Source organism: Streptomyces sp. MGP-BFMKR1, assembly GCF_057766585.1.
The window spans coordinates 5,648,526-5,675,070 of record NZ_CM173408.1; the positions used below are offsets into that span (position 1 = coordinate 5,648,526).

A 26,545-nucleotide genomic window follows, 5' to 3' on the forward strand; every position below is an offset into this window, starting at 1 on the left:
GCCGGGCCGGGCGGCGCGCCGGGCTCCGTGCGGGCGGAGGGGCGTCGCGTCGTGCGGATGGCGGAGCGCCGCTCCCCGTACGAAGGGTGCGGTGCCGCCTCCCGTACGGATGACGTGGACCTGTCGCGCGCGAAGGGGGCGAGGCGTGGGACGGCGGTGGCGGTTCGCGCGGTCACGATGCGTAAGGGCCGCGTGGGGGTGGCGCGGTGGGGAACGGGACCGGCGGTGTCTCGTGGGGCTGGAGAGGCGGCGGTGACCCCGCCCTTCCGGGGGGTCTCCAGGCACCTTCGGCGGGGTTCACGCGTTGGGAACTGAGGGCGATAGCGAGCCTTCGTGCCGACGGACCTCCCGGGGCAGGCTGGTCCTGACTTACGATGGCCGTTGCGGCAGGCCCCGTGGCCCCCGATAATGCCGCGCTAGCGCACCCGAACCGTGCCAGGTCCGACCGGCAAGGAGCCAGCCTACGTGTCCGTCCTCAACAAGCTCATGCGTGCAGGCGAAGGCAAGATCCTGCGCAAGCTGCACCGCATCGCGGGCCAGGTCAACTCCATCGAAGAGGACTTCCTGAACCTCTCCGACGCAGAGCTGCGCGCTCTCACGGACGAGTACAAGGAGCGGTACGCGGACGGCGAGAGTCTCGATGACCTCCTGCCCGAGGCGTTCGCTACGGTCCGTGAGGCTGCCAAGCGCGTCCTCGGCCAGCGCCACTACGACGTACAGATCATGGGTGGCGCCGCGCTGCACCTGGGCTACGTCGCCGAGATGAAGACCGGTGAGGGCAAGACCCTCGTCGGCACGCTGCCGGCGTACCTCAACGGGTTGTCGGGCAAGGGCGTGCACCTGATCACGGTCAACGACTACCTGGCCGAGCGTGACTCCGAGATGATGGGCCGGGTCCACAAGTTCCTCGGCCTGTCCGTCGGCTGCATCCTCGCCAACATGACGCCCGCCCAGCGGCGCGAACAGTACAACTGCGACATCACGTACGGCACCAACAACGAGTTCGGCTTCGACTACCTGCGCGACAACATGGCGTGGTCGCAGGAAGAACTCGTACAGCGCGGACACAACTTCGCGATCGTGGACGAGGTCGACTCCATCCTCGTGGACGAGGCCCGTACGCCGTTGATCATCTCCGGCCCCGCCGACCAGGCCACCAAGTGGTACGGCGACTTCGCCAAGCTGGTGAAGCGGCTGACCCGCGGCGAGCCCGCCAACCCGCTGAAGCGGGACGAGAACGGCAACCCGCAGCAGGAGACCGGGGACTACGAGGTCGACGAGAAGAAGCGGACCGTCGGCATCCACGAGTCCGGCGTCACCAAGGTCGAGAACTGGCTCGGGATCGACAACCTCTACGAGTCGGTCAACACCCCGCTCGTCGGTTATCTGAACAACGCCATCAAGGCGAAAGAACTGTTCAAGAAGGACAAGGACTACGTCGTCATCGACGGCGAGGTCATGATCGTCGACGAGCACACCGGCCGTATCCTCGCCGGCCGCCGCTACAACGAGGGCATGCACCAGGCGATCGAGGCGAAGGAAGGGGTGGACATCAAGGACGAGAACCAGACGCTCGCCACGATCACCCTGCAGAACTTCTTCCGCCTCTACGGCACCCTCTCGGGCATGACCGGTACGGCCATGACCGAGGCGGCCGAGTTCCACCAGATCTACAAGCTCGGCGTGGTCCCCATCCCGACCAACCGGCCGATGGTCCGCATCGACCAGCCCGACCTGATCTACCGCACCGAGCCCGCGAAGTTCGCCGCGGTGGTCGAGGACATCGTCGAGAAGTACGAGAAGGGCCAGCCGGTCCTGGTCGGTACGACCTCGGTGGAGAAGTCCGAGTACCTCTCGCAGCAGTTGAACAAGCGCGGCGTGCGGCACGAGGTGCTCAACGCCAAGCAGCACGACCGAGAGGCGACGATCGTCGCGCAGGCCGGCCGCAAGGGCGCGGTCACGGTGGCGACCAACATGGCCGGCCGTGGTACGGACATCCAGCTCGGCGGCAACCCGGACGACCTGGCCGAGACCGAGCTGCGCGCCAAGGGCCTGGACCCGGTCGAGCACGTCGAGGAGTGGGCCGCCGCGCTGCCCGCCGCCCTGGAGCGGGCGAAGGCCGCGGTCAAGGCGGAGCACGAGGAGGTCAAGGATCTCGGCGGGCTCTACGTCCTGGGCACCGAGCGGCACGAGTCGCGGCGTATCGACAACCAGCTCCGCGGTCGTTCCGGCCGCCAGGGCGACCCGGGCGAGTCCCGCTTCTACCTCTCGCTCGGCGACGACCTGATGCGCCTGTTCAAGGCCCAGATGGTCGAGCGCGTGATGTCGATGGCCAACGTGCCCGACGACGTGCCGATCGAGAACAAGATGGTCACCCGCGCCATCGCCTCCGCCCAGTCGCAGGTCGAGCAGCAGAACTTCGAGACGCGTAAGAACGTCCTCAAGTACGACGAGGTGCTCAACCGGCAGCGCGAGGTCATCTACGGCGAGCGCCGCCGCGTCCTGAAGGGCGAGGACCTGCACGAGCAGGTGCGCCACTTCATGGACGACACGATCGACGCCTACGTACAGGCCGAGACCGTGGAGGGGTTCGCCGAGGAGTGGGACCTGGACCGACTGTGGAGCGCGTTCAAGCAGCTCTACCCGGTGCAGGTGACCATCGAGCAGCTTGAGGACGAGGTCGGCGGCGACCGCGCCGGGCTCACCGCGGAGTTCATCACCGACGCGATCAAGGAAGACATCCACGCGCAGTACGCGGCGCGCGAGGAGCAGCTCGGCTCGGAGATCATGCGTGAGCTGGAGCGTCGCGTGGTGCTCTCGGTGCTGGACCGCAAGTGGCGCGAGCACCTCTACGAGATGGACTACCTCCAGGAGGGCATCGGGCTGCGCGCGATGGCCCAGAAGGACCCCCTGGTCGAGTACCAGCGCGAGGGCTTCGACATGTTCACCGCCATGATGGAGGGCATCAAGGAGGAGTCCGTCGGCTACCTGTTCAACCTGGAGGTCCAGGTCGAGCAGCAGGTCGAGGAGGTGCCGGTGCAGGACGCGGCGCCCTCGCTCGAGAAGGGCGAGCGCGAGCCCGTCGCCGCCGGCGCGGGCCGGCCGGAGATCCACGCCAAGGGCCTGGACGCGCCGCAGCGCCCGGACCGGCTGCACTTCTCGGCGCCCACCGTGGACGGCGAGGGCGGCGTGGTCGAGGGCGACTTCGCCACCGCGACCGGGGACGGCGACAGCGGCTCCGCGACGGTGCCCGCCGCGGGCGGCCAGACCCGCGCCGAGCGTCGCAAGGCGCAGAAGGGCGGCCGTCGCCGCAAGAAGTAGGACGTCACAGCCGGGGCGGCGACAGCCGCTCCGGAGCGCGGGCCCGGCATCGTCGCGATGCCGGGCCCGCGGCGCGTCCGGCTCCACGGGCCGGGCGCCGCTGGTCCGGGCGCGCTGGGCCGGCGGTCTGGGCCGCCCTTGCTGGGCCGCCTCCGCTGCGCCGCCCCTGCTGGGTCGTCCCGCCGCGGTGCGTCGGCCGTGCTGGGCCCCAGGTGGTTGGTCGCGGTTCGCCTGCCCCGCGCCGCCCCGCGTCGTCGGGACCGTGTCGGCGCCGCTGTCCTGCCGGTGGCCTGGCGCGTCGGTCACGGCGGCCCAGGGTGGCCCGGTGGGTGGCCGAGGTCGATCGCGGCGCAGCGCCAGCGGCCGTCGGCGCCCTCCTCAAGCCGGAAGGCCAGCGCTCGCAGACGATCGCCGGCCGCGATGCGGGCGAACGCCTCGATGACCCACGGCTCGGGGCGGAACTCGTCGCAGTGCCGCACGACCGGCGGCCACACCCGCGGGCCCGGCCCGGCCGGGTGCGTGCGGGCCGCGGCGCGGGCCGTGGCCCTTGTGGCCCTGGGCGGACAGAGGCTCGGGTGCGGGGCGAGCCGGGTCAACTGGTCGTAGGCGGCGCCCTGGGTATGGCCGAGCATCCAGTGCACCGGGCGCTGACCGCTGAGGGTCAGCAGCAGCCGGTTGGCGAACCAGTAGCGGGGCAGCCGCTCGCGGGCGCGGTGCCGGGCGGCGAGGTCCGCGCCGCCGGGGCGCCGCTGGTCGCGCCGGCGCGGTGGGCCGCTGTACTGCCGCGGCACCCGGTGCCCGTCGAGGCCGGCGCCGGCGCCGATCGCGGCCCCGGGCCCCAGCGTCCCCGGCGTGCCGTCGGCCGTCGTCCTGCCGCGTGGCGGGGTGGCCGGTTCCGTACGAGGTGGCGTGGGGCGGGCGCGCGTCGTGGCGCTCGTGGTCCCTCGTGTGGCTGCCCCGGTGCTCCGTCGCTCCATCCGTCACGCGCCCCCGTCGTCCCGGCCCGGCCTTGATACCGGGCAGTAGCTTTCGTTGCGTGACTTCTACCGGCGGGGCGCGCGTGCGGGCAACGCCGAAGCGGGGGTGGGAACCTCGCTGTGCGTGACCACCTATCTGGGTGAAATACGAGAAGGGGAGCGGGATAGCTCTTGCGCCCGGGGCGACGTGGTGCACACGGTACGGCACGGGCCGTAGCCCCTCCTCCGAAGGGGGACCGGCGCGCTTATGCTTGCGGGCGGCACGGCTCCGCGTGCCGTGACGGACATGTCTTGACGAAAGCGGCGAACATGCGCGTGTACGTCCCCCTGACCCTCCCCGGCCTCGCCGAGGCGCTCACGGCGGGCGAGCTGGGCCCGGCCCCGCTGGACGCCTACGCGGTGACGCCGGCGCTGCGCGAGTGGTACGTCTCGGACGACATCGAGGAGCTGGAGTACGCGGCGCTCAACCGGGCCGCGGCGGCCTCGCTGCGCCGGCTGGCCGGCAACCCATCGGCGCCTCGCCGCCGCGTGGTCGTGGCGGTGGACGTGGCGGACGGCCAGGCCGTCGCCGACCCGGACCGTGGGCTCGACCAGTCGGCCCTCGGCGAGGTGCGCGTCGCCACCGCCATCCCGCTGAGCAAGGCCGCCGCGGTGCACGTGGACGGGCCGGACGCGGAGGCGGACGTGAGCGCCGCCGCCGCCGCGCTCGGCGCGGCCGACCAGGGCGACGACGACGCCCAGTTCACGGTGGACGGGGCCGAGGACCACGAGCTGCTGTGGTACGCGACCCAGGAGATCCCCAACCTCATCGACTGAGCCCGGGGCCCGGGGCCCGGGACCCTCGGTTCCCGGCCCCCTGGCCCGCCCGCCCGGCCGCCCGGAGGCGCCCGTCGCGGGCCCCCACCGGCGGTTCGTCGGGAGTTGCCGAACGCGTGGACCGGCTGTCAGAGGTGCCGGGTACCTTCGAAGGCATGGGTAAGCGCGAGACGCACATCATCTGGGACTGGAACGGCACCCTCTTCCACGACATCGACGCCGTCATCGCGGCCACCAACGCCGCGTTCGCCGAGATCGGCCTCGACCCCATCACCCTTGAGCGCTATCGCGAGCTGTACTGCGTCCCCATCCCGCACTTCTACGAGCGCCTCATGGGCCGGCTGCCGACGCCGGAGGAGTGGGCGCAGATGGACGTGGCGTTCCAGCGCCAGTACGCGGTGCGGCGGGCCGCCTGCCAGCTCGCCGCCGGCGCGGAGGCGCTGCTCGAACGCTGGCAGACGACGGGGCGCACCCAGTCCCTGCTCTCCCTGTACGAGCACGACAACCTGGTGCCCCTGGTGCGCCGCTTCGGCATCGAGTCGCGCTTCGTCCGCGTGCAGGGGCGTACGGGACCGTCCGGGGGCGGCAAGACGGAGGACATGGTGCGCCACCTCGCGCAGCTCGACGGGGTGCGGGCGGGCCGGACCGTGGTGATCGGCGACGCGCTCGACGACGCCCTGGCCGCGCGGCAGGCGGGGGCGCACGCCGTGCTCTACTCCGGCGGCTCGCACAGTCGGGCCAGCCTCGCGGCGGCCGGGGTGCCCATCGCCGACACGTTGGCCGAGGCCATCGAGCTGGCCGAGGTGTTGACGGCCTGATGACGTCCCGCCCGCCGCCCGCGCCGCGGCACCGCGCCCGCCGCGCGGTGCCCGCGGCCCGCGCGCCGTCAGCTCACCGGGGCCTTGTCCCGAAGCACCGTCAGGAACGCGCGCATCCACGCCGGGTGGTCCGACCAGCCGCGCGCGGACACCAGCGTCCCGTCCACGACGACCTCGGCGTCCTGGAAGACGGCCCCCGCCGCCTGCATGTCGAGTTCGAGGGCCGGGTAGGCGGTGACCCGACGGCCGCGCAGGCTGTCGGTGGCGGCGGTCAGCTGCGGGCCGTGGCAGATCTGGGCCACGGGCTTGTCCGCGTCGAAGAACGCCTTGACCACCTTCCGCAGCTCGCCGTCGTTGCGCAGGTACTCCGGCGCCCGGCCGCCCGGGATCACCAGGGCGGCGTACTCGCCCGGTTCCACCTCGGTGAAGGCGAGGTCGGCGGGCCAGGTGTAGCCGGGCTTCTCGGTGTAGGTGTCGAAGCCGTCCTCGAAGTCGTGGACGACGAAGCGCAGCGTCTTGCGGGCCGGCGCCGCGACGTGCACCTCGTAGCCCTCCTCGCGCAGCCGCTGGTAGGGGTAGAGCACCTCCAGGGACTCCGCCGCGTCGCCCGTCACGATGAGGATCCTCGCCGTCATGCCGCCCACCTCCGCGGTGCGCCGACGGGGCTGGCCCGGGCGGCGCTAGCTCCGAACTGTCCGCTTTGTTCACCGTGCATCGCCGCGCGCCGTTTGCCAACCCCTCCGGGCCCGCTCGGCGACTTCCTGCCGCGCGCGACGCACCTTGGTCCGATTCGTCAAAGTCCGGGGCCCAGATTTGTACATACCCGGCCGATGACGGCGAGCGGGTCGGGAGCGATAGCCTTACGGCGTGATCAGCGCGATACCCCACGGGGGCGGAGCTGCCCCCTCACCTGGCCTTCGTCAGGCGGGACCCCAGCGCCCGGAGCACCATAGTGCCCGGGCCGCCGCTGATTCCCTTCCGCAGGGTTGTTGGCCACATTTGGTCAAGACCGACCCGGCTGTCGCTCATTCCCGCATAACGTCGACAGTGACCGGCGATCCCGCGTCTCGACGTCATGCCACCGCACATCGATGTCACGCAACGGCGCGCGACAGGAGCAGAGGAAATGCAGACCAAGCTGGACGAAGCCAAGGCCGAGCTGCTCGAACGGGCCGCCCGGGTCGCTGAGCAGAGCCCTGCCCATACACAGCAACCGGAGCGAGGGCTCGATCCGGAGACCCTTCGCGCGTACCTCCAGCGCTACTACCTGCATACGGCGCCCGAGGACCTCAGCGGCCGGGACCCGGTCGACGTCTTCGGTGCGGCGCTCTCCCACTACCGGCTGGCGCAGGCGCGCCCGCAGGGCACCGCGAACGTGCGCGTGCACACGCCCACCGTCGAGGAGAACGGCTGGACGTGCAGCCACTCCGTGGTGGAGGTCGTCACGGACGACATGCCGTTCCTGGTCGACTCCGTCACCAACGAGCTGTCCCGTCAGGGACGCGGCATCCACGTCGTCATCCACCCGCAGATCGTGGTGCGCCGCGATGTGACCGGCAAGCTCCTCGAGGTGCTCGGCTCGCAGCGCGAGGCCCCCGGCATCACGCTGGCCACCGGGCCCGACGTGGTCGGTGGGACGGCCGCCGGCCTGGCCGCCGCCACCATGACGCTGCCCCCGGGCGACCTGCCGCACGACGCGGTCACCGAGTCGTGGATTCACGTCGAGATCGACCGCGAGACCGACCGCGGCGACCTCAAGCAGATGACCGCCGACCTGCGGCGCGTCCTGTCCGACGTGCGCGAGGCCGTCGAGGACTGGACGAAGATGCGCGACTCCGCGCTGCGCATCGCCGACGAGCTGCCGGACGAGCCCACCGCGAGCGACCTGCGCGAGCAGGAGGTGGAGGAGGCGCAGGAGCTGCTGCGCTGGCTGGCCGCCGACCACTTCACGTTCCTGGGCTACCGCGAGTACGAGCTGACGGCCGCGCCCGGCGACGAGGGCGTCGAGGAGGACGTCCTCACCGCCGTCCCCGGCACCGGCCTCGGCATCCTGCGCTCCGACCCCACGCACGCCGCGGACGGCAACCACGCCGCGCCCGGCGACGGCCGCCCCGGCTCGCCCTCCTTCAACCGGCTGCCGGCCGACGCCCGCGCCAAGGCCCGCGAGCACAAGCTGCTCATCCTCACCAAGGCCAACAGCCGCGCCACCGTGCACCGGCCCTCCTACCTCGACTACGTCGGCGTCAAGAAGTTCGACGCGGACGGCAACGTGGTCGGTGAGCGCCGCTTCCTCGGCCTGTTCTCGTCGGCCGCGTACACCGAGTCGGTGCGCCGGGTGCCGGTCATCCGGCGCAAGGTCGCCGAGGTGCTGTCCACCGCGGGCTTCACGCCGCAGAGCCACGACGGCCGCGACCTGCTCCAGATCCTGGAGACCTACCCGCGCGACGAGCTGTTCCAGACCCCGGTCGACCAGCTCCGCTCCATCACCACCTCGGTCCTCTACCTGCAGGAGCGGCGTCGGCTGCGGCTGTTCCTGCGCCAGGACGAGTACGGCCGCTACTACTCGGCCCTGGTCTACCTGCCGCGCGACCGCTACACCACCGGCGTGCGGCTGCGGTTGATCGACATCCTCAAGGAGGAGCTGGGCGGCACCAGCGTCGACTTCACGGCCTGGAACACCGAGTCGATCCTCTCCCGGCTGCACTTCGTCATCCGCGTCGCGCCCGGCGCCACGCTGGCCGACCTGACCGACGCCGACGCCGACCGCATCGAGGCCCGGCTCGTGGAGGCCGCCCGCTCGTGGGCCGACGGCTTCGCCGAGGCGCTGAGCGCCGAGGTCGGCGAGGAGCACGCCGCCGAACTCCTGCGCCGCTACGCCAACGCCTTCCCCGAGGGCTACAAGGCCGACCACACCCCGCGCGCCGCCGTCTCCGACCTCCAGCACCTGGAGCGGCTGACCGCGCCCGGCGGCGAGCGCGAGTTCGCGCTCAGCCTCTACGAGCCGGTCGGCGCCGGCCCCGGCGAGCGCCGGTTCAAGATCTACCGCAGCGGCGGCCAGGTCTCCCTGTCGGCCGTGCTGCCCGTCCTCCAGCGCCTCGGCGTCGAGGTCGTCGACGAGCGCCCGTACGAGCTGCGCAGTTCCGACGGGTCCACCGCCTGGATCTACGACTTCGGGCTGCGGATGCCCGACCGGGTCGAGGGCGACGACGCGCGCGAGCGCTTCCAGAACGCCTTCGCCGCCGTGTGGACCGGCCAGGCCGAGAACGACAACTTCAACGAGCTGGTGCTCAGCGCCGGGCTCGACTGGCGGCAGGCGATGGTGCTGCGCGCCTACGCCAAGTACCTGCGGCAGGCCGGCTCCACCTTCAGCCAGTCGTACATGGAGGACACCCTCCGCAACAACGTGCACACCACCCGGCTCCTGGTGAACCTCTTCGAGGCCCGGATGGCCCCGCACCGGCAGCGGGCCGGCCTGGAGCTGACCGACGCGCTGCTCGAGGAGCTGGACGCCGCGCTCGACCTGGTCGCCAGCCTGGACGAGGACCGCATCCTGCGCGCCTTCCTCACCCTCATCAAGGCGACGCTGCGGACCAACCACTTCCAGAAGACCACCTCGGGCGAGCCGCACAGCTACCTGTCCATCAAGCTCGACCCGCAGGCCATCCCCGACCTGCCCGCGCCGCGCCCGGCCTACGAGGTCTGGGTGTACTCGCCCCGCGTCGAGGGCGTCCACCTGCGGTTCGGCAAGGTCGCGCGCGGCGGGCTGCGCTGGTCCGACCGGCGTGAGGACTTCCGTACGGAGATCCTCGGCCTGGTCAAGGCGCAGATGGTGAAGAACACCGTCATCGTGCCGGTCGGCGCCAAGGGCGGCTTCGTCGGCAAGCGGCTGCCCGATCCGTCGGTGGACCGCGACGCGTGGCTGGCCGAGGGCATCGCCTGCTACAAGATCTTCATCTCCGGGCTGCTCGACATCACCGACAACCTGGTCGGCGGGCAGGTCGTGCACCCCGAGGGCGTCGTACGGCACGACGAGGACGACACGTACCTGGTGGTCGCCGCCGACAAGGGCACCGCGACGTTCTCCGACATCGCCAACGAGGTCGCCGTCGACTACGGCTTCTGGCTCGGCGACGCCTTCGCCTCCGGCGGCTCGGCCGGCTACGACCACAAGGGCATGGGCATCACCGCGCGCGGCGCCTGGGAGTCGGTCAAGCGGCACTTCCGGGAGCTGGGCCACGACACCCAGACCGAGGACTTCACCGTCGTCGGCGTCGGTGACATGTCCGGCGACGTCTTCGGCAACGGCATGCTGCTCAGCGAGCACATCAGGTTGGTGGCCGCCTTCGACCACCGGCACATCTTCCTCGACCCGAACCCGGACGCGGCCGTCTCCTACGCCGAGCGCCGCCGCCTGTTCGAGCTGCCGCGCTCCTCGTGGGCCGACTACGACAGCTCGCTGCTGTCCACGGGCGGCGGCATCCACCCGCGCAGCGCCAAGTCGATCCCGATCAACGCCCAGGTGCGGGCGGCCCTCGGCATCGCGGCCGGCGTCACCAAGCTGACCCCGGCCGAGCTGATGAAGGCGATCCTGCAGGCCCCCGTCGACCTGCTGTGGAACGGCGGCATCGGCACGTACGTGAAGTCCTCGCTCGAAACGCACGCGGACGTGGGCGACAAGGCCAACGACGCGATCCGGGTGGACGGCCAGGACCTGCGGGTCAAGGTCGTCGGCGAGGGCGGCAACCTGGGCCTGACCCAGCTCGGCCGGATCGAGTTCGCCAGCGTCGGCGGGCCCCGCGACGCCGACGGCCAGGCCACCGGCGGCCGGATCAACACCGACGCGATCGACAACAGCGCCGGCGTGGACACCTCGGACCACGAGGTCAACATCAAGATCCTGCTCAACTCGGTGGTGGCCGACGGCGACCTGACCGTCAAGCAGCGCAACAAGCTGCTCGCCGAGATGACCGACGAGGTCGGCACCCTGGTACTGCGGAACAACTACGCGCAGAACACCGCGCTGGCCAACGCCGTCGCCCAGGCGCCCAGCCTGCTCCACGCCCACCAGCGTTTCATGCGCCGGCTCGGCCGTGAGGGTCAGCTCGACCGGCAGCTCGAGTTCCTGCCGACCGACCGGCAGATCCGCGAGCGGCTGGCCTCCTCGCGCGGCCTGACCCAGCCCGAGCTGGCCGTGATCCTCGCGTACATCAAGATCACGGTGGCCGACGAGCTGGTCTCCACCGGCCTGCCGGACGACCCCTACCTGCAACGGCTGCTGCACGCCTACTTCCCGCAGCCGCTGCGCGAGCGCTTCGCCGAGCAGATCGACGCGCACGCGCTGCGCCGCGAGATCATCACGACCGTGCTGGTCAACGACACGGTCAACACGGGTGGCTCGACCTTCCTGCACCGGATGCGCGAGGAGACCGGCGCCTCCACCGAGGAAGTCGTCCGCGCGCAGACCGCGGGCCGGGAGATCTTCGGGCTCGCCGGGGTGTGGGACGAGGTCGAGGCGCTGGACAACGTGGTCGCGGCCGACGTGCAGACCCGCATCCGGCTGCACTCGCGCCGGCTGGTCGAGCGCGGCACCCGCTGGCTGCTCAACAACCGGCCGCAGCCGCTGGAGCTGGCCGAGACCATCGCCTTCTTCAGCGAGCGGGTGGCCACCGTGTGGGCCGCCCTGCCGAAGCTGCTGCGCGGCGCCGACCTGGAGTGGTACCAGGGCATCAACGAGGAACTCATCCAGGCGGGCGTGCCGGAGGAGCTGGCGTCGCGGGTGGCGAGCTTCTCGTCCGCCTTCCCGACGCTGGACATCGTCGCCATCGCGGACCGCACCGGCAAGGACCCGCTGGCCGTCGCGGAGGTCTACTACGACCTCGGGGACCGGCTGCGGATCACCCAGCTCATGGACCGGATCATCGAGCTGCCGCGGGCCGACCGCTGGCAGTCCATGGCCCGCGCCTCCATCCGCGAGGACCTGTACGCGGCGCACGCCGCGCTCACCTCCGACATCCTCTCGGTGGGCGACGGCAACTCCACGCCGGAGCAGCGGTTCAAGGCGTGGGAGGAGAAGAACGCGGCGCTGCTCGGCCGGGCGCGCAGCACCCTGGAGGAGATCCACGGGTCGGACGCGTTCGACCTGGCCAACCTGTCGGTGGCCATGCGGACCATGCGCACGCTGCTGCGCTCGCACGGCTGAGACTGCCGGTAGGCGGTCGGCAGTAGGCGGTAGGCGGTAGGCAGTCAGGCGCTACGGCAAGCGGTGACCGAGGGGCGGTACGGGATTCCCGTACCGCCCCTCGGCGCGTCCGCCCGCGCCCGCGGGCCCGTACGCCGGCGCTACGCCCCCGGCGCCCTGGGCCGGTCGACGCGGAGCGCCGCCACGTCGAGGTGCTGGAGGCGGGCCGGGTCCGCGAGGATGTCGATGCGGCGTACCAGGCCGTCCCGGACGGTGAAGCTGAGCAGCGAGCGCGGCACGCCGTCGACCAGCGAGACCGTCCCCGCCAGGCCGTTGACCAGCACCGGCACGGCGTCCCCCGCCGCGCGCGCGAACGTGAGGGCCTGCCCGGCGACCGCCGCCGCGCCGTGCACCTCGCGGACGCCGGCCGTGGCGCCGAGGTCGACGCGGAGCACGATGTCCGGCGCGAGCAGCGCGACCAGCGCGTCGAACTCGCCGCCGCGCGACGCGGCGAGGAAGGCGTCCACGACCGTGCGCTGCCGGGTCAGGTCCGGTTCGGGCGCGAGGTCGCTGCCGCGCACCCGGCGCCGGGCCCGGCTCGCGAGCTGCCGCGCCGCCGCCGGCGTGCGCTCCACCAGCGGCGCGATCTCGTCGAACGGCACCCCGAACATGTCGTGCAGCACGAACGCCAGCCGCTCGGCCGGGGCCAGCGTGTCCAGGACGACGAGCAGCGCGAGCCCCACCGCGTCCGCGAGCAGCGCCTCGTGCTCCGGGTCGACGCCTTCCGCGCCGTCCACCACCGGATCGGGGGCGGGCTGCCCCTCCAGCGGCTGTTCGCGCCGCGCCGTGCGGGTCCGCAGCATGTCGAGGCAGACCCGGGCCACCACGGTCGTCAGCCAGCCGCCGAGGTTGTCCACCCCGTCCGCCCCGGACCGCTGGAGCCGCAGCCAGGTCTCCTGCACGGCGTCGTCCGACTCGCTGAGCGAGCCCAGCATCCGGTAGGCCACCGCCCGCAGCCGGGGCCGCTCGGCCTCGAAGCGCCGCGCCAGGCGTTCACGTTCGTCCATCGGTCACATTCTCCCGTCGCGTTCCGTCAGGGGTATGACGGAGGGGGCGCGGCGAGTGTGACAGGGAGCGCCCGCGACCGCCGGCGCGGGGCGCCACGCCTAGCTGAAGACCTGGGCCAGGAACGCCTCGGTGTTGCCGACCAGGCGGTCGATCTGCTCCTGAAGGGTGAGCGACTCCTCGAAGCGCTGGGCGAGCTCCAGCTTCTTCTTGCCCCGTACGTACAGCGAGCAGGCCAGGTCGCCGCAGATGTACGCGCCCACCGTGTTGCCCTGCCGCCCGGCCGCGCCGGCCTTGCGTGCGGCCAGCAGGGTGACCCCGGAGCCGGGGTGCGAGGTCAGGCACAGGGTGCAGAGGTTGGTCTTGGTCAGGCTCTTCCGCGGGCCCTGCGGGACCCGCAGCGTGACCCCGGTGAGCTGGCCCTGGTACGGCATGACCAGGTAGCTGCGGTCCGGTGCGCCCGGATCGCGCCAGCCCAGGAAGTCCAGGTCGTCCCAGGGCTGCTCGGCCAGGTTCCGGGGCAGGTTCAGCCGGCTGGCCTCTCCCTTGGAACAGTTGACGAAGGAGGCTCGAATTTCTTTTTCACCGACCGCAAGCATGTACGCGAAGCTAACAGCGGCCGAGCCGGACTGTCGCACCATTTACGCCCTGACCAGGCGCGAGCCGGCCCCGGGCGCTCCCGCCCGGGGCCGGCTCGCGCCACGCGGGGGCGCCGGGGACCGCTCGCTGAGGGCTACTTCACCGCCCCCGCCATGACGCCCGAGACGAACTGTCGCTGGAAGGCGAAGAACACGGCCAGCGGAACGACCATCGAGATGAAGGCGCCGGGCCCGAGCACGTCCAGGTTGTTGCTGAACTGGCGGGCCTGCTGCTGGAGGGCGACCGTGATGGGCGGGTCGCCGCTGTCGGCGAAGATCAGGGCCACCAGCATGTCGTTCCACACCCACAGGAACTGGAAGATGGCCAGCGACGCGATGGCCGGGCCCGCCAGCGGCAGCACCACGCGGAAGAACAGCCGCAGCTCGCCCGCGCCGTCCAGGCGGGCCGCCTCAAGCAGTTCGCGGGGGATCTCCGCGAAGAAGTTGTGCAGCAGGAAGACCGCGAACGGCAGCCCGAAGGCGGTGTGGAAGAGCACCACGCCGGTGGTGGTCTGGAAGATGCCGATCTCGCCGAACAGCTTGGACACCGGGATCAGCGCCACCTGCACCGGCACCACCAGCAGCCCCACCACCAGCAGGAACCACCAGTCGCGGCCGGGGAAGTCCATGCACGCGAAGGCGTAACCGGCCAGCGCGCCGATGAGCACCACCAGGGCGGTGGCCGGGATGGTGATCAGCGCGGTGGTCAGCAGCGAGTCGGTGACCACCTCGTTGTGCAGGAGCTGGTCGTAGCCGTCCAGGGTGAGCTGCGAGGGGTCGGTGAAGACCTTCCACCAGCCGGTCAGGTCCGCCTCCGCCGGGTCGCGCAGCGAGGACAGCAACAGCCCGGCGGTGGGCGTGAGCCACAGCAGCCCGACGACGACGAGGAAGAACCGCATCCCCGCGCCCCCGGCCCGGGCCGCGACGCGGGTGGCGAGCGACTGCTTGGCCCGTACGACGGTTTCCGTACTGGTCATCGACGGCGCTCCCTTCGGATGCGGCGGACATTGACGTACATCAGCGGCAGCACCAGCAACAGCAGGAAGATGGCGATGGCGCTGCCGACGCCCTGGTTGACGTCGGTGCCGAAGGAGGACTTGTAGAGCTGGAGCGCCAGCACGTTGGCCTCGTCCTGGCTGGCGCCCGGCGCGATGATGTAGACGAGGTCGAAGATCTTCAACACGTTGATCATCAGCGTGACGAGGACGACCCCGAGCACCGGCGCCAGCATCGGCACCGTGATCCGCCGGAAGACCTGCCACTCGTTCGCGCCGTCCATCCGCGCGGCCTCCAGCAGCTCACGCGGCAGCCCGGCCAGGCCGGCGGCGATCAGCACCATCGCGAAGCCGGCCCACATCCACACGTACGAGCCGATGATCGCCGGGGTCACGAGCGTGGGGCCGAGCCAGTCCACGCCGTTGTACGGGGCCTGGAAGTTGGAGCCGGGCAGCCGCAGTGTCGCCCCGTCGGCCGCCGCGGACAGCTCGAACGTGCCGTCCCCGCGGGTCGTCGCACTGGCCACCACCGAGCCGTCCTTGACCGCCTGCACCTTGATGCCGGCCAGGCCCTCCTCGCCCGCGTCGATCTCGTTCGCGGTGCCCTTGCCGCCGCGCGTGAAGTCGCGCCACACGGTGCCGGTGACCTTGCCGGAGGTCCGCTCGGCGCGCGCCGCCTCCTGCGCGCCGTCCACCTGGTCGCGCGGGATGCCGACCAGCGGGATGTGGACCGGGCTGCCGGCGCGCAGCGTCCTCGGGTCGCTGATCGTGCCGTCGGACGCCTCGGTCAGCGGCGACTGCCGGCCGGGGTTGGCCCGCTCGAAGGGGGCCGGCTCCGAGAAGGTGTCGTGCACGCTGACCCACAGCGCGTTGGCCACGCCCCGGTCCGGGTCCTGCTCGTACACCAGCCGGAAGATGATGCCCGCCGCGAGCATCGAGATCGCCATCGGCATGAAGACCAGCAGCTTGAAGGCGGTGCCCCAGCGGATGCGCTCGGTCAGCACGGCGAAGATCAGCCCGAGCGCGGTCGCCACCAGCGGCGCGACCACGATCCAGATCACGTTGTTGGTGACGGCCTGCTGGATCGCGTCGTCGGTGAACATCTCCCGGAAGTTGTCCAGGCCGACGAAGTCCTTGTCCGCCGCGTCGAAGAAGCTGCGGCGCAGCGAGTAGACGATCGGGTAGACGACGAGCGCGCCCAGCAGCACCAGCGCGGGCAGCAGGAACAGCGCCGCCAGCCACGGGTTGCTGCCGGCCACGCCGCGCCGCGCGGCTCGCCTGACGCCGCCGCGCGGCGCGGGCTTGCCGTTCCCGCGCGCGGCGGCGGGGTCGGGGGCGGTCGGGTCCGGGGCGGGCGCGGCGGCGCCCGGCGTCGTTCCCGCGGCGTCCGCGGGGGTCTTCGGGGTGGACGAGCGGCGCGGGCCCGGCTGGGCTGCGCCGCCCGCTGGCGGGGTCGGCATGGTGTGGGTCCCTCGGCCGGATCAGTCCGAGAACGCCTTGGCGGCGTCCTTCTCCAACTGGCGTTGTATGCCCGAGATGTTCTTCGGGTTCTTGAGGAAGTCCTGGAGCGCCTTCCATTCGCCCTGCGCGGGCTTGCCGCCGAACGACGCGGGCGCCTGGTCGGACATGTCGAAGCGGAAGTCGTTGCCCGCCTTGATCAGCGCCTCGGCGATGCCGCGCAGTTCGGGGTTGGGGTAGGTAGCCAGGTCGAGCTTGGTGTTGGCGGAGATCAGGCCGCCCTCGCGGGCCCAGACCGCGGCGGCGTCCGGCGAGGCCAGGAAGGTCAGCAGGGCCTGCGCCGCCTTGGTGTCCTTGAGCGCCACGGCGACGTCGCCGCCGGTGACCACCGGGGCCTTGTCCCCGACGGCCGGGAACGGGAAGACCTTCGCGTCCGTGCCCAGCTCCGCGCCCGCGTCCGCGACGTTGGCGGCGACGAAGTCCGCCTCGAAGACCATCGCCGCCTGCGGCTCACCGCCCGCGAACGTCTTGGCCACCGACTGCGGGAACTCCGTGCGCAGCGCGCCCTCCTTGCCGTCGGTCAGCAGGTCCTCGTCGCCGAAGAGCTCGGCCAGCGTCGTCAGCGCCCGGGTGACGGACGGGTCGGTCCACTTGATCTCGTGTGTGGACAGCTTGTCGTACATCTCGGGGCCGGCCTGCGAGAGGTAGATGTTCTCGAACCAGTCCGTGAGCGTCCAGCCGTCCGCGCCGCCGACCGACACCGGCTGCACGCCCGAGTCCGACACCAGGCGCGCCTGCTCGATCAGCTCCTTCCAGGTGCCGGGCTCCTTGGCCCCCGCGTAGTCGAAGGCGCGGGTGTTGTACCAGATGAGGGACTTGTTGCTGGCCTTGAAGTAGACCCCGTACGGCGTCCCCTCGTACGAGCCGAGGTCCTGCCAGCCGCGCGCGAAGTTCTTCCGCAGTTGGGCCTGGCCGGCCTCGCCGATCGGCTTGATCCACTTCTTGGCGGCGAACTCGCGCAGCACGCCCACCTGTTGCAGCATCGCGATGTCGGGCGGCTGGCCGCCCGCGACCTTCGAGCCGACGTAGGCGGACATGTCGTCGCCGCTGGGTACGAAGGAGACCTCGGCGCCGGTGCGCCGCTCGAACTCCGCCAGCACTTTGCTGAAGTTCTCCTGCTCGGTGCCCGTCCACACGGCGGTGACCTGGAGCTTCTGCCCGTCGAGGCGGGGGAGTCGCACCGTTTGGGGGATCGGGGCGGTGCTCGTGCTGTCCTCGTCCTCGGCGCCGCAGCCGGCGACCCCGAGCAGGGTGGTGATCACCGCGAGCGTGGTGGTCAGCGCCAGCGCGCCGCGCCCCGCCCGTCGCCGACCGGCGCCGCGCGCCGTGGCGTGCGCCGCGCGTTCGTCGTCGACTGCCGTGCGCCCCTGGTGTCGTGGTGCATGGCGTGTGAGCCGCATTTCGCCGTCCCTCCCGTGCCCCCGGTGTGCTCGGCCCCCGCGGACGGCCGTCGTACGTCGACACGCTCCGCTTCTCCGGCCGTGCCCGGTGTCGACAGTCCTACGCCGTGTTACCGCCGGCCGCAATACGTGCATCGGCGTCGGACGGCTGATCGTGATGGTGCCGTGATCTTCGATGCCCGCCGTGCCCGTTAAGCCCATATCCCGTGCTGACCAGCGGAGTTGGCGTGCCGCCTGCCGCTGGAGGGGCCCTGGAGAACCACTGGTGCGCGGGTGAGACGAGGGGCCCACGCGACCCGCGCCGGTCCCGCCCCCGGCCCGCCGCGGCCCGCTCCTCCCGGGGCGCGGCGGCCGGACTCGTCACTCGGCGTATGGGGGTTGGTTGACTGGTTGCTGGGCCGGGCGCGCGGCCGGCTCCCACGCGCCGGCGCACCCGCCCAGGCGCGTACGCCGGGCCGGGCCACGCACGCCGGGCCGGTCGCGTACGCCGGGCCGGTCGCGTACGCCGAACCGGGCCCCGCTCGCCGAGCTGGGGAGGGCACCCACGCCGAACCGGGCCACGCACGCCGAGCCGGGCGCCCACGCCGAGCCGGGGCCGGCAGGCCAGGGTCCGCGCGCACGCTCGCCCCGCCCGGCGTGGGCCGTAGGCCGTGGGCCGAGGGGCGGGCGTCGGGCTCAGATCAGGGGCGGGGCCGGGGGCGCGCCGGTGGACTGGGCCGCCCGCTGCAAGGCGCTGGCCAGCAGGGCCAGGTCGGTCGGGCCGTTGCCGAGTTCGCGCAGCGGCCGGCGGGTCGGCGGGTCGCCCATCCGCTCCCAGTCCAGCGGGACCACGGTGGGCCTGGCCGTCGCCGTGCGGGGGATGCGGCCGGTGACGCGGCCCGCCTGGAAGGGGGTCGCGCCACCGTCGTCGGGCCGCTTGAGCCGGCCCCGGCCGGGGTTCGGCAGGCCCTCCACGGCGTTGCGGACGCTGCCCGACGGCTGCTCCAACAGCACCCGAAGGCCCGCGCGCTCGACCGCGACCGTGTCCGCCGTGCGGTCCGGCCGGCCCGACGCGGCGATCAGGTGCACGCCGAGGCGCGCGCCGTCCCGGGCCACGGCCTCCAGCGCGCGCACCACCGACCCGGCCGACGGCCGGCCCGTACTGCCCAGCGCGGGGGCCACCAGCGCGTCGAAGTCGTCCACGAGCACCACGAGCCGGGGCATCGCGCCGGGCTCGTACGGGTCCGCCGGCTGCTCACCGCCGACGGACGGGCCCGCGCTCGCGGCCACGCCGGCGCCGACCTGGCCGCCGTCGACGGGCTGGGTGCGGAGCTTGAGCGTGCCGCTGGCCGGGCTCTCCAGGCCGCCGTCCGGCGCGTACCCCGTCCCCCAGCGGCCGTCGGGCTGGCCCGGCTGGCCGGCGGGGTCGGCCTGACCGGGCTGCTCGGGCTCGCCGAACGCGCCGGGGCCGGCCGCGGCCGGCCCCGGCGCGTCCACCGGTCCGCGGTCCGTGATGAGCTGGGGCGCGGCGGCGTTCTCCGCGTGCCAGGACAGGAAATCGCCGCGGCCGAGCAGCTCGGCCCGGCGCTTGAGTTCGGAGCTGAGCGCCTGCGCGAACTCGCGCATCCGCACCGGGTCGGAGGCGGCCAGGTACGTCGAGACGTGCGGCAGCTCCGTACACGGCCGCAGCCCCTCGCCGCGCTCCACGCCGCCGCCGTCCACGAGCACCAGCGACATGCGGTCCGGGCGCTCGGCGGCGGCCAGCGAGGCGGCGATCGAGCGCAGCAGTTCGGTCTTGCCGGTGCCGGGGGCGCCGTCGATGAGCAGGTGCGGACCGTCGGCCGCGAGGTCGATGGCGAGCGGCCCGCGCGGGCCGGCGCCGAGCACCGCCAGCGTCCGGCCGCCGAGCGCGACCTCGTCGGCCGCGGCGGCCCAGCGCGCCATCAGGGACGCCGGCGTGGCCCGCGCGAGGCCGAGTTCGTCAAGGAGTCGGGTGCTGTCGGGCAGTGGCGCGCTCGCCCGGGCCGGGCCGCCGAGGCCGCCGGCCGCGGCGTCGACGGGCCGCAGTGGCGCCAGCGCACGCGCGAACCGCTCGGCCCACGCCAGCGAGACCGCGTCCACCGTGGCCGTCCGGACCACGCCGGTCGCGTCGGGCGCGGTCGAGCCGGCGTCGGTGGCGCCGTCGGGGCTCGTCCCGCCGCCGCCCGAGTTCGGCGCGCCCGGCCCGGTGGTCGGCGTGGCGCGCGGGGTGGCGAGGCCCGTGGGGCCGGTGGTGCCCGCGCCGCCGCCGAACTCGCCGCCCGCGTACTCGGCGGCTGCCGCCGGTCGCTGGCCGCTGTGACCGCCCTGGCCACCCTGACCGCTCTGGCCCCCCTGGCCGCCCTGGCCGCCGCTGGCGAGGGCGGACTGCGCGGGCAGGCCGTGCGCCGCGAACCAGTCGCTGCTGGGCACCCCGGGCCGGGGCGCGAGCGGCGGCGGGCTCGGGGCGTGCGCCCGCCCCGGGTCGCCGTCCCAGCCCCGGTGCAGCACCTTCAGCTCGGTCGCGACGTCGCCGCTGAGCAGCGCGACGACGCCACACTCGGCGATGAGCGACGAGGCCGAGCGCGCCGCCTCGTAGCTCGCCGACAGCGGCGCGCCCGTCGCCGCGGGCGGCGCCTCGGCCAGGCACAGCAGGTGGACGCCGGCGGCGGGGCCGCCCGCCGCGAGGCGGGCCACCCGCTCGCGCACCGACCGCTGGCCGGGCTCGCCGTCCACGATGACCACCGTGTGCGGCCCGGTGTGCCGCTTGGCAGCGGCGGTCACGGCCGAGGGCGACGCGGTGATCCAGCCGGGGCCGAGCGGGCCGTCGTCCAGGCGCCGCACCAACTCGCCCACCCGGGCCGCGGCCTGGTCCCGGTCGAAGGCGAGCAGCAGCCGGCAGTCCTGGCCGTGCGCCGGGCGCACCTGGGGCAGCCAGCCGAGCCACGACCAGTCGGCGAGCCGCTCCTCGACGGGCCGCTGGCGGTCGGCGCTGATCAGCACGATCTCCAGGGCGGTGGGCGGGTGCGCGGCGGCCAACTGCGCGATCACCGAGCGGGCCAGGCCGGCCAGCCGGGCGCGCGGCCCGGCCAGGCCCACCGCCCCGGCCTCCCGCAGGCTCACCGCGACGGGCGCGAACACGGTGGGGCCGCCCGGCGCGCCCGCGAGCGGCTGGTCCGCCGTGCCGAGCCGGACCACGAGCGCGTCCGGATGGCACGGCGTGCGCTCCCACAGCCGTACGTCGGGGCCGAGCGCGGTCAGCAGCACGGCGGACGGGTCGGGCCAGCGCTGGTCGAGCGCCTCGGCCGCCGCGACGGCCTCCCGCACGACCTCGGCCGGGTCCGCGCCCCAGCCGTCCCCGGACTCCGCGCGCTCGACGACCCGGCCACCGCCGGCGAGCCGCCGCGCCCACGCCCCCAGGCCCGTGCGCCGGCGCTCGGTGCGCGGGGCGTGCAGGTCGCCGGTGTGCGTCGGTACGTCATGGCCGTCGGTGGGCTCGGGGCCCGGCCAGCGGCCGGGGCCGTCGGCGGGGTGGGCGCCCGGGCGCGTCATCCGGCGGGTGGCGCCGGGGTCGCCGGGCGCGGGACGCACCGGGCCACCCGCGCCGATCGCGTACCCGGTGGGACCCGCGCCGCCGGGCAGGCCCCTCGGGTCCGCCGTCGGCGCCGCGCCGCGACCGGCCTCGGCCTCCGCGCCGGCCGCAGCCGCGTCGTACGCCCGGTTCGGGGCGGGCGCCGCCGCGGCGCTCCGCTCGCCGGGCTGCTGTCCAGGACCGCCGTACCCGTCGTACCCGTACGCGCCGGGCGCGTCGGCCGCCCCGCCGTCCGGTGTCGGCGATGGGGTGCCCGCCGCGGCGTGCGGGCCCGCTCCGGGGTGGGCCGCGGGCGCGCCGGCCGTCGGCTCGGCGGGGGTCCGGCCGCCCGGCGCGACCCGCAGGTGGCCCTCGCCGTCCGGGTGGGTGGCCAGCGGCGCGGGGCCGGCGCCCCAGCCGGCGGGCTGGCCCGCGGCGCCGGCGGGCGCCTGCGCCGCGTACTGACCGGCGGCCTGTCCGGTGCCCGGCCGGCCGGCGCCGGCCGGCTCGCCGTGCGGCGCGAGCCCGGGCGGCGGGGCGTGCAGCCGCAGCGCGGACTCGCCGATGCGCAGCAGCGCGCCGGGGGGCAGCGGGGCCGGCTGGTTGCCGACGGGCATGCCGTCGAGGTGGGTGCCGTTCGTCGAGCCGAGGTCGACCACCGTCACCCGGCCGTCGTCGGAGACGGAGACCGCGCAGTGCGCGCGGGAGACGTCCGGGTCGTCCAGCGGCACGTCGGCGTCGCTGGAGCGGCCTATCCGCGCCTGCCCGCCGTGCAACAGGTGCACACCGCCCGCGTCCGGGCCCGCGACCACGTGCAGCCGGGCGGGCGCGGCGGAGCACAGGGCGGGGTAGGGGTGCGGCTGTTCCTCGGGGGCGGCCGGGGCCTGGAGGGCGAGCACCGCGCCGTCCACGAGCGGTGGCTCGCCGAGCACGCAGCGCCGCGCGTCGAGCCGCTCGGCCCCCGCGTACACCGCCACCGTGCCACTGCCCACGTCGGCGCCGGCCGCCGCGACCGCCGCCGCGAGACCGCTGGTCACCGAGGCCAACGCGGTGCCGACGGGGGCCGTGACGAGGACGTCGCAGGCGTGCGCCTGGTGGCCGGGGAGGCCGCTGCGCGGCCCGAGGACGGTCAACCGGATCTGCATCGCCGCCAGCGGTCCCTTCTGCCCCGGATGCTCGGCGGGGAAGCTGCTCCCCCCACCGCCCCCAGGCGCGTCAGCACGTACAGGACACACATCACGGGCCCCTCCTCCCGCCCCCCATGTGCTGCGTGCATCCTCGCATCCACGACTGACAACGCGCCTGGCGACCGCCGCTACGCGATCTTGTTCTGCCCCCGGGTTGGCCAAAACCATCCGCGTACGAACGGCCCGGCGACCGGCCCGGCCGCCACACAGGGCCGGTGGCGACCGCCCGGACCACCCGACGCGCGCCGGCCGCCGGGCCGCCGGGGCCTCGGAGACCACCGGCGCTAGCTGGCCAGATCACGCCGTTCTCGGCCGGCCCGGGAGCGCCGGGCAGGCGCGGGTCGCCCCGTTCACCGGGGGTCGGTCGCCGCGCGGCGGGTCGTCCGGATGGCAACCATCCGGCCACTTCCCGCGTCTTCCCTCGGAGCCCCGCGTGCCAGGGTGCGGCCTGCGGCTCCTCAGCGGTCGCCGACGCGGCACTAGAGTGGGCGGGCGGCCGAGCACAGGGCCACGGAGCTGGGACACAGACCACGATCAGGTTGACCACGATCAGGGAGCGCATGACGTGCGGCCGGTAGGCAGCAAGTACCTGCTAGAGGAGCCGCTCGGGCGCGGAGCCACTGGCACCGTCTGGCGGGCCCGCCAGCGCGAGGCGGCGGGCGCCGAGGCCGCCGTGGCCGGGCAGCCCGGCGAGACGGTTGCGATCAAGGTCCTCAAGGAGGAGCTGGCGCACGACCCCGAGATCGTCATGCGCTTCCTGCGCGAGCGCTCGGTGCTGCTGCGGCTCACCCACCCGAACATCGTCCGCACCCGCGACCTGGTCGTCGAGGGGGACCTGCTCGCCCTGGTGATGGACCTGGTCGAGGGCCCGGACCTGCACAAGTACCTGCAGACCAACGGGCCGTTCACGCCCGTGGCCGCGGCCCTGCTCACCGCGCAGATCGCCGACGCGCTCGCCGCCAGCCACGCCGACGGCGTCGTGCACCGCGACCTCAAGCCCGCCAACGTGCTGGTCGCCACGGGCCCGGACGGCGAGCAGATGCACCCGATGCTCACCGACTTCGGCATCGCGCGCCTCGCCGACTCCCCGGGCCTGACCCGCACCCACGAGTTCGTCGGCACCCCCTCGTACGTGGCGCCCGAGTCCGCCGAGGGCCGGCCGCAGACCTCCGCCGTGGACATCTACGGCGCCGGCATCCTGCTGTACGAACTGGTCACCGGCCGACCCCCGTTCGCCGGCAACACGGCGCTCGAGGTGCTGCACCGGCACCTGAGCGAGGAGCCGCGCCGGCCGTCGACCGTGCCCGAGCCGCTGTGGATCTGCATAGAGCGCTGCCTGCGCAAGCGGCCGGAGGAGCGACCCGGCGCGGAGAGCCTGGCCCGCGCGCTGCGCACCGTCGCCGCCGGCGTCGGTGTGCACGCCTCGCCCACGCAGGCCGAGGCCGCGCTCGGCGTCGCCGCGCTGCTCGCCCCCGACCCGAGCCCGGCCCAGGTCCCGGACACCGGCGGCGGCGACAACGCCACCCAGGTCCTGTCGGCGGGCGCGGGCGGCTACGACCCGGCCGCCCCGACCAGCGTGCTGCCCCACACCGGCGCCCCGGGCCCGAACGCCGACCCGACCCAGGTGCTGCCCGCGGGTTCCGGCCCGGCCGGCGCCGACGGCGCCACCCGGGCCATGCCGCCGGTGCCGCCAGGTCCTGGCGGGCAGCCGGGCCAGCCCGACGGGGACCACCCCTGGCAGAACCAGATGCGCGCGGCCCGCGACCGCAACGACCAGACCCAGGTCCAGTACCTCGACCCGAGTCAGGACCCGCTGCGCCGCCGCCCCCAGCGCCGCCCCGGCCCGCCGCAGCCCCCGCAGCGGCAGCAGCCCCCGCAGCAGCCGTACGGCCAGCAGCCCTACCCGCCGCAACAGCAGCAGCGCGGCCCGGCCCCCGCCCCGTACGCGCCGCCGCAGCAGCCACAGCACCCGCAGCCGCAACAGCCGCGCCGGCGGCAGCAGCAGCCCCAGCCGCAGCGGTACGCGCCCCCGCCGCCGGCCCCCGAGCCCGCGGCGCCGGCGCGCCGCGAGCCGCGCCAGCGCGGCGCCAACGCGATGCGGATTCCGGGTCTCGGCTGCCTCAAGGGCTGCCTGTTCGTGATCATCATCCTGTTCGTCGGCGCCTGGCTGGTCTGGGAGCTGACGCCGTTGCAGGACTGGGTCGCGGACGGGAAGAGCTTCTGGCAGGCGACCAAGGACTGGGTCACGGAGGTCAAGAACTGGATCTCCGACCTCGGCGGGCCGAGCTGACCGCCGCCGTGCCGCTCCGCCCGCCTCGCCTCCCCGGCCCCCGAGCCGGTCGGGGGCGAGGCGCGCGCGGGGCCGCGGGGCGCGTATACCAAACCCCGCGCTGACTGTGGCGATTTGTCGACACCCCAACGGTGTAAATCACCCCGTAGTGGACAGTTGGGCTGCTCCGAGCCCCGCAACCGGCCACCGGCCGCGTAACTTTGTCGCTGACCCGACCAGGTGCGTCGGGGCGCGCGGCTGGCGCCGCGCACGGCGTTGAAGCGATGAGCGCGGCCGAGCCCCAACGGCGGTCGGCGGGGCTCGCCGCACCGCTCAACCGCCGAACCGTTGGACACCCTCAGACGACAGTCGGAGCAGCCTTGGCACGGAAGATCGGTAGCCGGTACACCGCAGGCCAGGTCCTGGGGCGCGGCAGCGTCGGCACGGTGTGGCTGGGCGAGGGTCCCGATGGGCCGGTCGCCATCAAGCTGCTGCGCGAGGAGCTCGCCGCCGACCAGGAACTCGTCGGCCGCTTCGTGCACGAGCGCGCCGCGCTGCTGAGCCTGGACCACCCGCGCGTCGTCGGCGTGCGCGACCTGGTGATCGACGGCAACGACCTCGCCCTGGTCATGGACCTGATCCGGGGCACCGACCTGCGCACCCGGCTCAACCACGAACGCCGCCTCGCCCCCGAGGCGGCCGTCGCGATCGTCGCCGACGTCGCCGACGCGCTCGCCGCCGCCCACGCCGCGCAGATCGTGCACCGCGACGTCAAGCCCGAGAACGTCCTCCTCGACATGCAGGGCCCGCTCGGACCCGGCGGCGCCCACCCCGCGCTGCTCACCGACTTCGGCGTGGCCCGCCTGGTGGACGCGCCGGGCCGACACCGCGCCAAGGAGGGCGCCGGCACCCGCGCGGCCAGCAGCAACAGCGTCATCGGCACCCCCGACTACCTCGCCCCCGAGATCATCGAGGGCCTCCCGCCACGGGCCAGCGTGGACGTGTACGCGCTGGCCACCGTGTTGTACGAACTGCTCGCCGGCTTCACCCCGTTCGGCGGCGGCCACCCCGGCGCGGTGCTGCGGCGCCACGTCACCGAGACCGTGGCCCCGCTGCCCGGCATCCCGGACGAGCTGTGGCAGCTCACCGTCCAGTGCCTGGCCAAGGCCCCGGCCTCCCGGCTGCGCGCCGCCGAGCTGGCCGCCCGGCTGCGCGAACTGCTGCCCAGCCTCGCCGGCATGCCCCCGCTCGACATCGACGAGCCGGGCGACGAGTCGCCGGGCGAGTACGAGGGCGGGTACGGGAACTACGACAACGGCGCCGGCGCCCCACAGCCGCCGGTCGGCGAGCCGCGCCGACGCGGCGCGGTACCGCTGGTGCCGGGCGCCGTCGCCGACTCCAGCCGCGACACCCACACCAGCATGCGGGCCCCGACGTCGGCCGAGCTGGCGGGCGGCGCGCACGGCACGGCCCGCGCCCCGCGCGCCAGCGGCCAACGCCGCGCCGGGTCGGCCCGGCACCGCTCGGAGCTGGAGGCGGTGCGCCGCCGCCGGGTCAAGCTCGGCGCCGCCGCCGCTGCCGCCCTCATCGCCGCGGGCGTGGGGGGCTACCTCGCGGTCGGCGGCGACGACGGCGGGGACACCGAGTCCCCCGGCGTGCACCAGTCCGAGCGCACTCCGTGACGCCGCGTGCCGCGCGCGTACCCCGGGCGCCCGCCCCGGGGTGCGCGTGAGCGGCCCGCCGGGCCCGTGACACCGCCGGCGCGGCGCCCCACACCGCTTCCGCCGGCTCATCG

Annotated in this window: 14 protein-coding genes; 6 read left to right on the plus strand and 8 right to left on the minus strand. The window is 74.1% G+C overall.

The window, feature by feature from the left end; translation table 11 throughout:
• The first annotated feature begins 465 nt into the window (after nt 1–465).
• Entirely contained in the window at nt 466–3,321 is a 2,856-nt protein-coding gene (gene secA, locus AC3CHW_RS22325) for a preprotein translocase subunit SecA (protein WP_488467640.1), read from the plus strand.
• A gap of 302 nt (nt 3,322–3,623) precedes the next feature.
• On the opposite strand, the gene AC3CHW_RS22330 is transcribed toward secA, so the two are convergent.
• On the minus strand, nt 3,624–4,298 hold the full coding sequence (locus tag AC3CHW_RS22330; protein WP_488467641.1) for an Rv3235 family protein: 675 nt from the start codon (nt 4,296–4,298) through the stop codon (nt 3,624–3,626).
• 309 nt (nt 4,299–4,607) lie between these two features.
• Here AC3CHW_RS22330 and AC3CHW_RS22335 point away from each other — a divergent pair, with 309 nt between their 5' ends.
• Complete coding sequence (locus tag AC3CHW_RS22335) at nt 4,608–5,114, plus strand: DUF6912 family protein (RefSeq protein ID WP_398610834.1); 507 nt, start codon at nt 4,608–4,610, stop codon at nt 5,112–5,114.
• Nucleotides 5,115–5,269: 155 nt separating this feature from the next.
• On the plus strand, nt 5,270–5,932 hold the full coding sequence (locus tag AC3CHW_RS22340; protein ID WP_488467642.1) for an HAD family hydrolase: 663 nt from the start codon (nt 5,270–5,272) through the stop codon (nt 5,930–5,932).
• 68 nt (nt 5,933–6,000) lie between these two features.
• On the opposite strand, the gene AC3CHW_RS22345 is transcribed toward AC3CHW_RS22340, so the two are convergent.
• On the minus strand, nt 6,001–6,567 hold the full coding sequence (locus tag AC3CHW_RS22345; protein ID WP_488467643.1) for a DJ-1/PfpI family protein: 567 nt from the start codon (nt 6,565–6,567) through the stop codon (nt 6,001–6,003).
• A 491-nt stretch (nt 6,568–7,058) separates the two neighbouring features.
• Here AC3CHW_RS22345 and AC3CHW_RS22350 point away from each other — a divergent pair, with 491 nt between their 5' ends.
• Nucleotides 7,059–12,131: an NAD-glutamate dehydrogenase gene (locus AC3CHW_RS22350; RefSeq protein WP_488467644.1), complete on the plus strand. Its 5,073-nt coding sequence runs from the start codon at nt 7,059–7,061 to the stop codon at nt 12,129–12,131.
• A gap of 140 nt (nt 12,132–12,271) precedes the next feature.
• On the opposite strand, the gene AC3CHW_RS22355 is transcribed toward AC3CHW_RS22350, so the two are convergent.
• The 6 genes from AC3CHW_RS22355 to AC3CHW_RS22380 form a co-directional block, all read right to left on the minus strand.
• Entirely contained in the window at nt 12,272–13,177 is a 906-nt protein-coding gene (locus AC3CHW_RS22355) for a sigma-70 family RNA polymerase sigma factor (RefSeq protein ID WP_488467645.1), read from the minus strand.
• A gap of 99 nt (nt 13,178–13,276) precedes the next feature.
• Nucleotides 13,277–13,774 (minus strand): FBP domain-containing protein, encoded by a 498-nt coding sequence (locus AC3CHW_RS22360; protein ID WP_398610813.1) that lies wholly within the window; start codon nt 13,772–13,774, stop codon nt 13,277–13,279.
• Between the two features lie 134 nt (nt 13,775–13,908).
• The gene (locus AC3CHW_RS22365; RefSeq protein WP_398610812.1) at nt 13,909–14,790 is read right to left on the minus strand and encodes a carbohydrate ABC transporter permease; all 882 of its coding nucleotides are present in this window, start codon (nt 14,788–14,790) and stop codon (nt 13,909–13,911) included.
• Nucleotides 14,787–16,268 carry a carbohydrate ABC transporter permease gene (locus AC3CHW_RS22370; protein WP_459250214.1) on the minus strand — a complete coding sequence of 494 codons (1,482 nt, stop codon included), beginning with the start codon at nt 16,266–16,268 and terminating at the stop codon, nt 14,787–14,789. Before AC3CHW_RS22370 ends, AC3CHW_RS22365 begins: the two co-directional genes overlap by 4 nt.
• A gap of 21 nt (nt 16,269–16,289) precedes the next feature.
• A complete protein-coding gene (locus AC3CHW_RS22375) occupies nt 16,290–17,726 on the minus strand; it encodes an ABC transporter substrate-binding protein (RefSeq protein WP_398610810.1) in 1,437 nt (478 codons plus the stop codon).
• A gap of 675 nt (nt 17,727–18,401) precedes the next feature.
• The gene (locus AC3CHW_RS22380) at nt 18,402–22,439 is read right to left on the minus strand and encodes an FtsK/SpoIIIE domain-containing protein (protein WP_488467646.1); all 4,038 of its coding nucleotides are present in this window, start codon (nt 22,437–22,439) and stop codon (nt 18,402–18,404) included.
• Nucleotides 22,440–23,046: 607 nt separating this feature from the next.
• On the opposite strand from AC3CHW_RS22380, the gene AC3CHW_RS22385 reads away from it, so the two are divergent.
• A complete protein-coding gene (locus AC3CHW_RS22385) occupies nt 23,047–24,771 on the plus strand; it encodes a serine/threonine-protein kinase (protein ID WP_459250211.1) in 1,725 nt (574 codons plus the stop codon).
• A 359-nt stretch (nt 24,772–25,130) separates the two neighbouring features.
• Entirely contained in the window at nt 25,131–26,432 is a 1,302-nt protein-coding gene (locus AC3CHW_RS22390) for a serine/threonine-protein kinase (RefSeq protein WP_488467647.1), read from the plus strand.
• The last annotated feature ends 113 nt before the right edge of the window (nt 26,433–26,545 follow it).

Excerpts from the sequence above, each read along its gene's own strand:
- AC3CHW_RS22365 (WP_398610812.1), bottom strand. The coding sequence starts at position 14,790 with ATGACCAGTACGGAAACCGTCGTACGGGCCAAGCAGTCGCTCGCCACC.
- AC3CHW_RS22370 (WP_459250214.1), bottom strand. The coding sequence starts at position 16,268 with ATGCCGACCCCGCCAGCGGGCGGCGCAGCCCAGCCGGGCCCGCGCCGC.
- AC3CHW_RS22335 (WP_398610834.1), top strand. The coding sequence starts at position 4,608 with ATGCGCGTGTACGTCCCCCTGACCCTCCCCGGCCTCGCCGAGGCGCTC.
- AC3CHW_RS22350 (WP_488467644.1), top strand. The coding sequence starts at position 7,059 with ATGCAGACCAAGCTGGACGAAGCCAAGGCCGAGCTGCTCGAACGGGCC.
- AC3CHW_RS22340 (WP_488467642.1), top strand. The coding sequence starts at position 5,270 with ATGGGTAAGCGCGAGACGCACATCATCTGGGACTGGAACGGCACCCTC.
- AC3CHW_RS22380 (WP_488467646.1), bottom strand. The coding sequence starts at position 22,439 with ATGCAGATCCGGTTGACCGTCCTCGGGCCGCGCAGCGGCCTCCCCGGC.
- AC3CHW_RS22330 (WP_488467641.1), bottom strand. The coding sequence starts at position 4,298 with ATGGAGCGACGGAGCACCGGGGCAGCCACACGAGGGACCACGAGCGCC.
- AC3CHW_RS22355 (WP_488467645.1), bottom strand. The coding sequence starts at position 13,177 with ATGGACGAACGTGAACGCCTGGCGCGGCGCTTCGAGGCCGAGCGGCCC.
- AC3CHW_RS22360 (WP_398610813.1), bottom strand. The coding sequence starts at position 13,774 with ATGCTTGCGGTCGGTGAAAAAGAAATTCGAGCCTCCTTCGTCAACTGT.
- AC3CHW_RS22375 (WP_398610810.1), bottom strand. The coding sequence starts at position 17,726 with ATGCGGCTCACACGCCATGCACCACGACACCAGGGGCGCACGGCAGTC.
- AC3CHW_RS22345 (WP_488467643.1), bottom strand. The coding sequence starts at position 6,567 with ATGACGGCGAGGATCCTCATCGTGACGGGCGACGCGGCGGAGTCCCTG.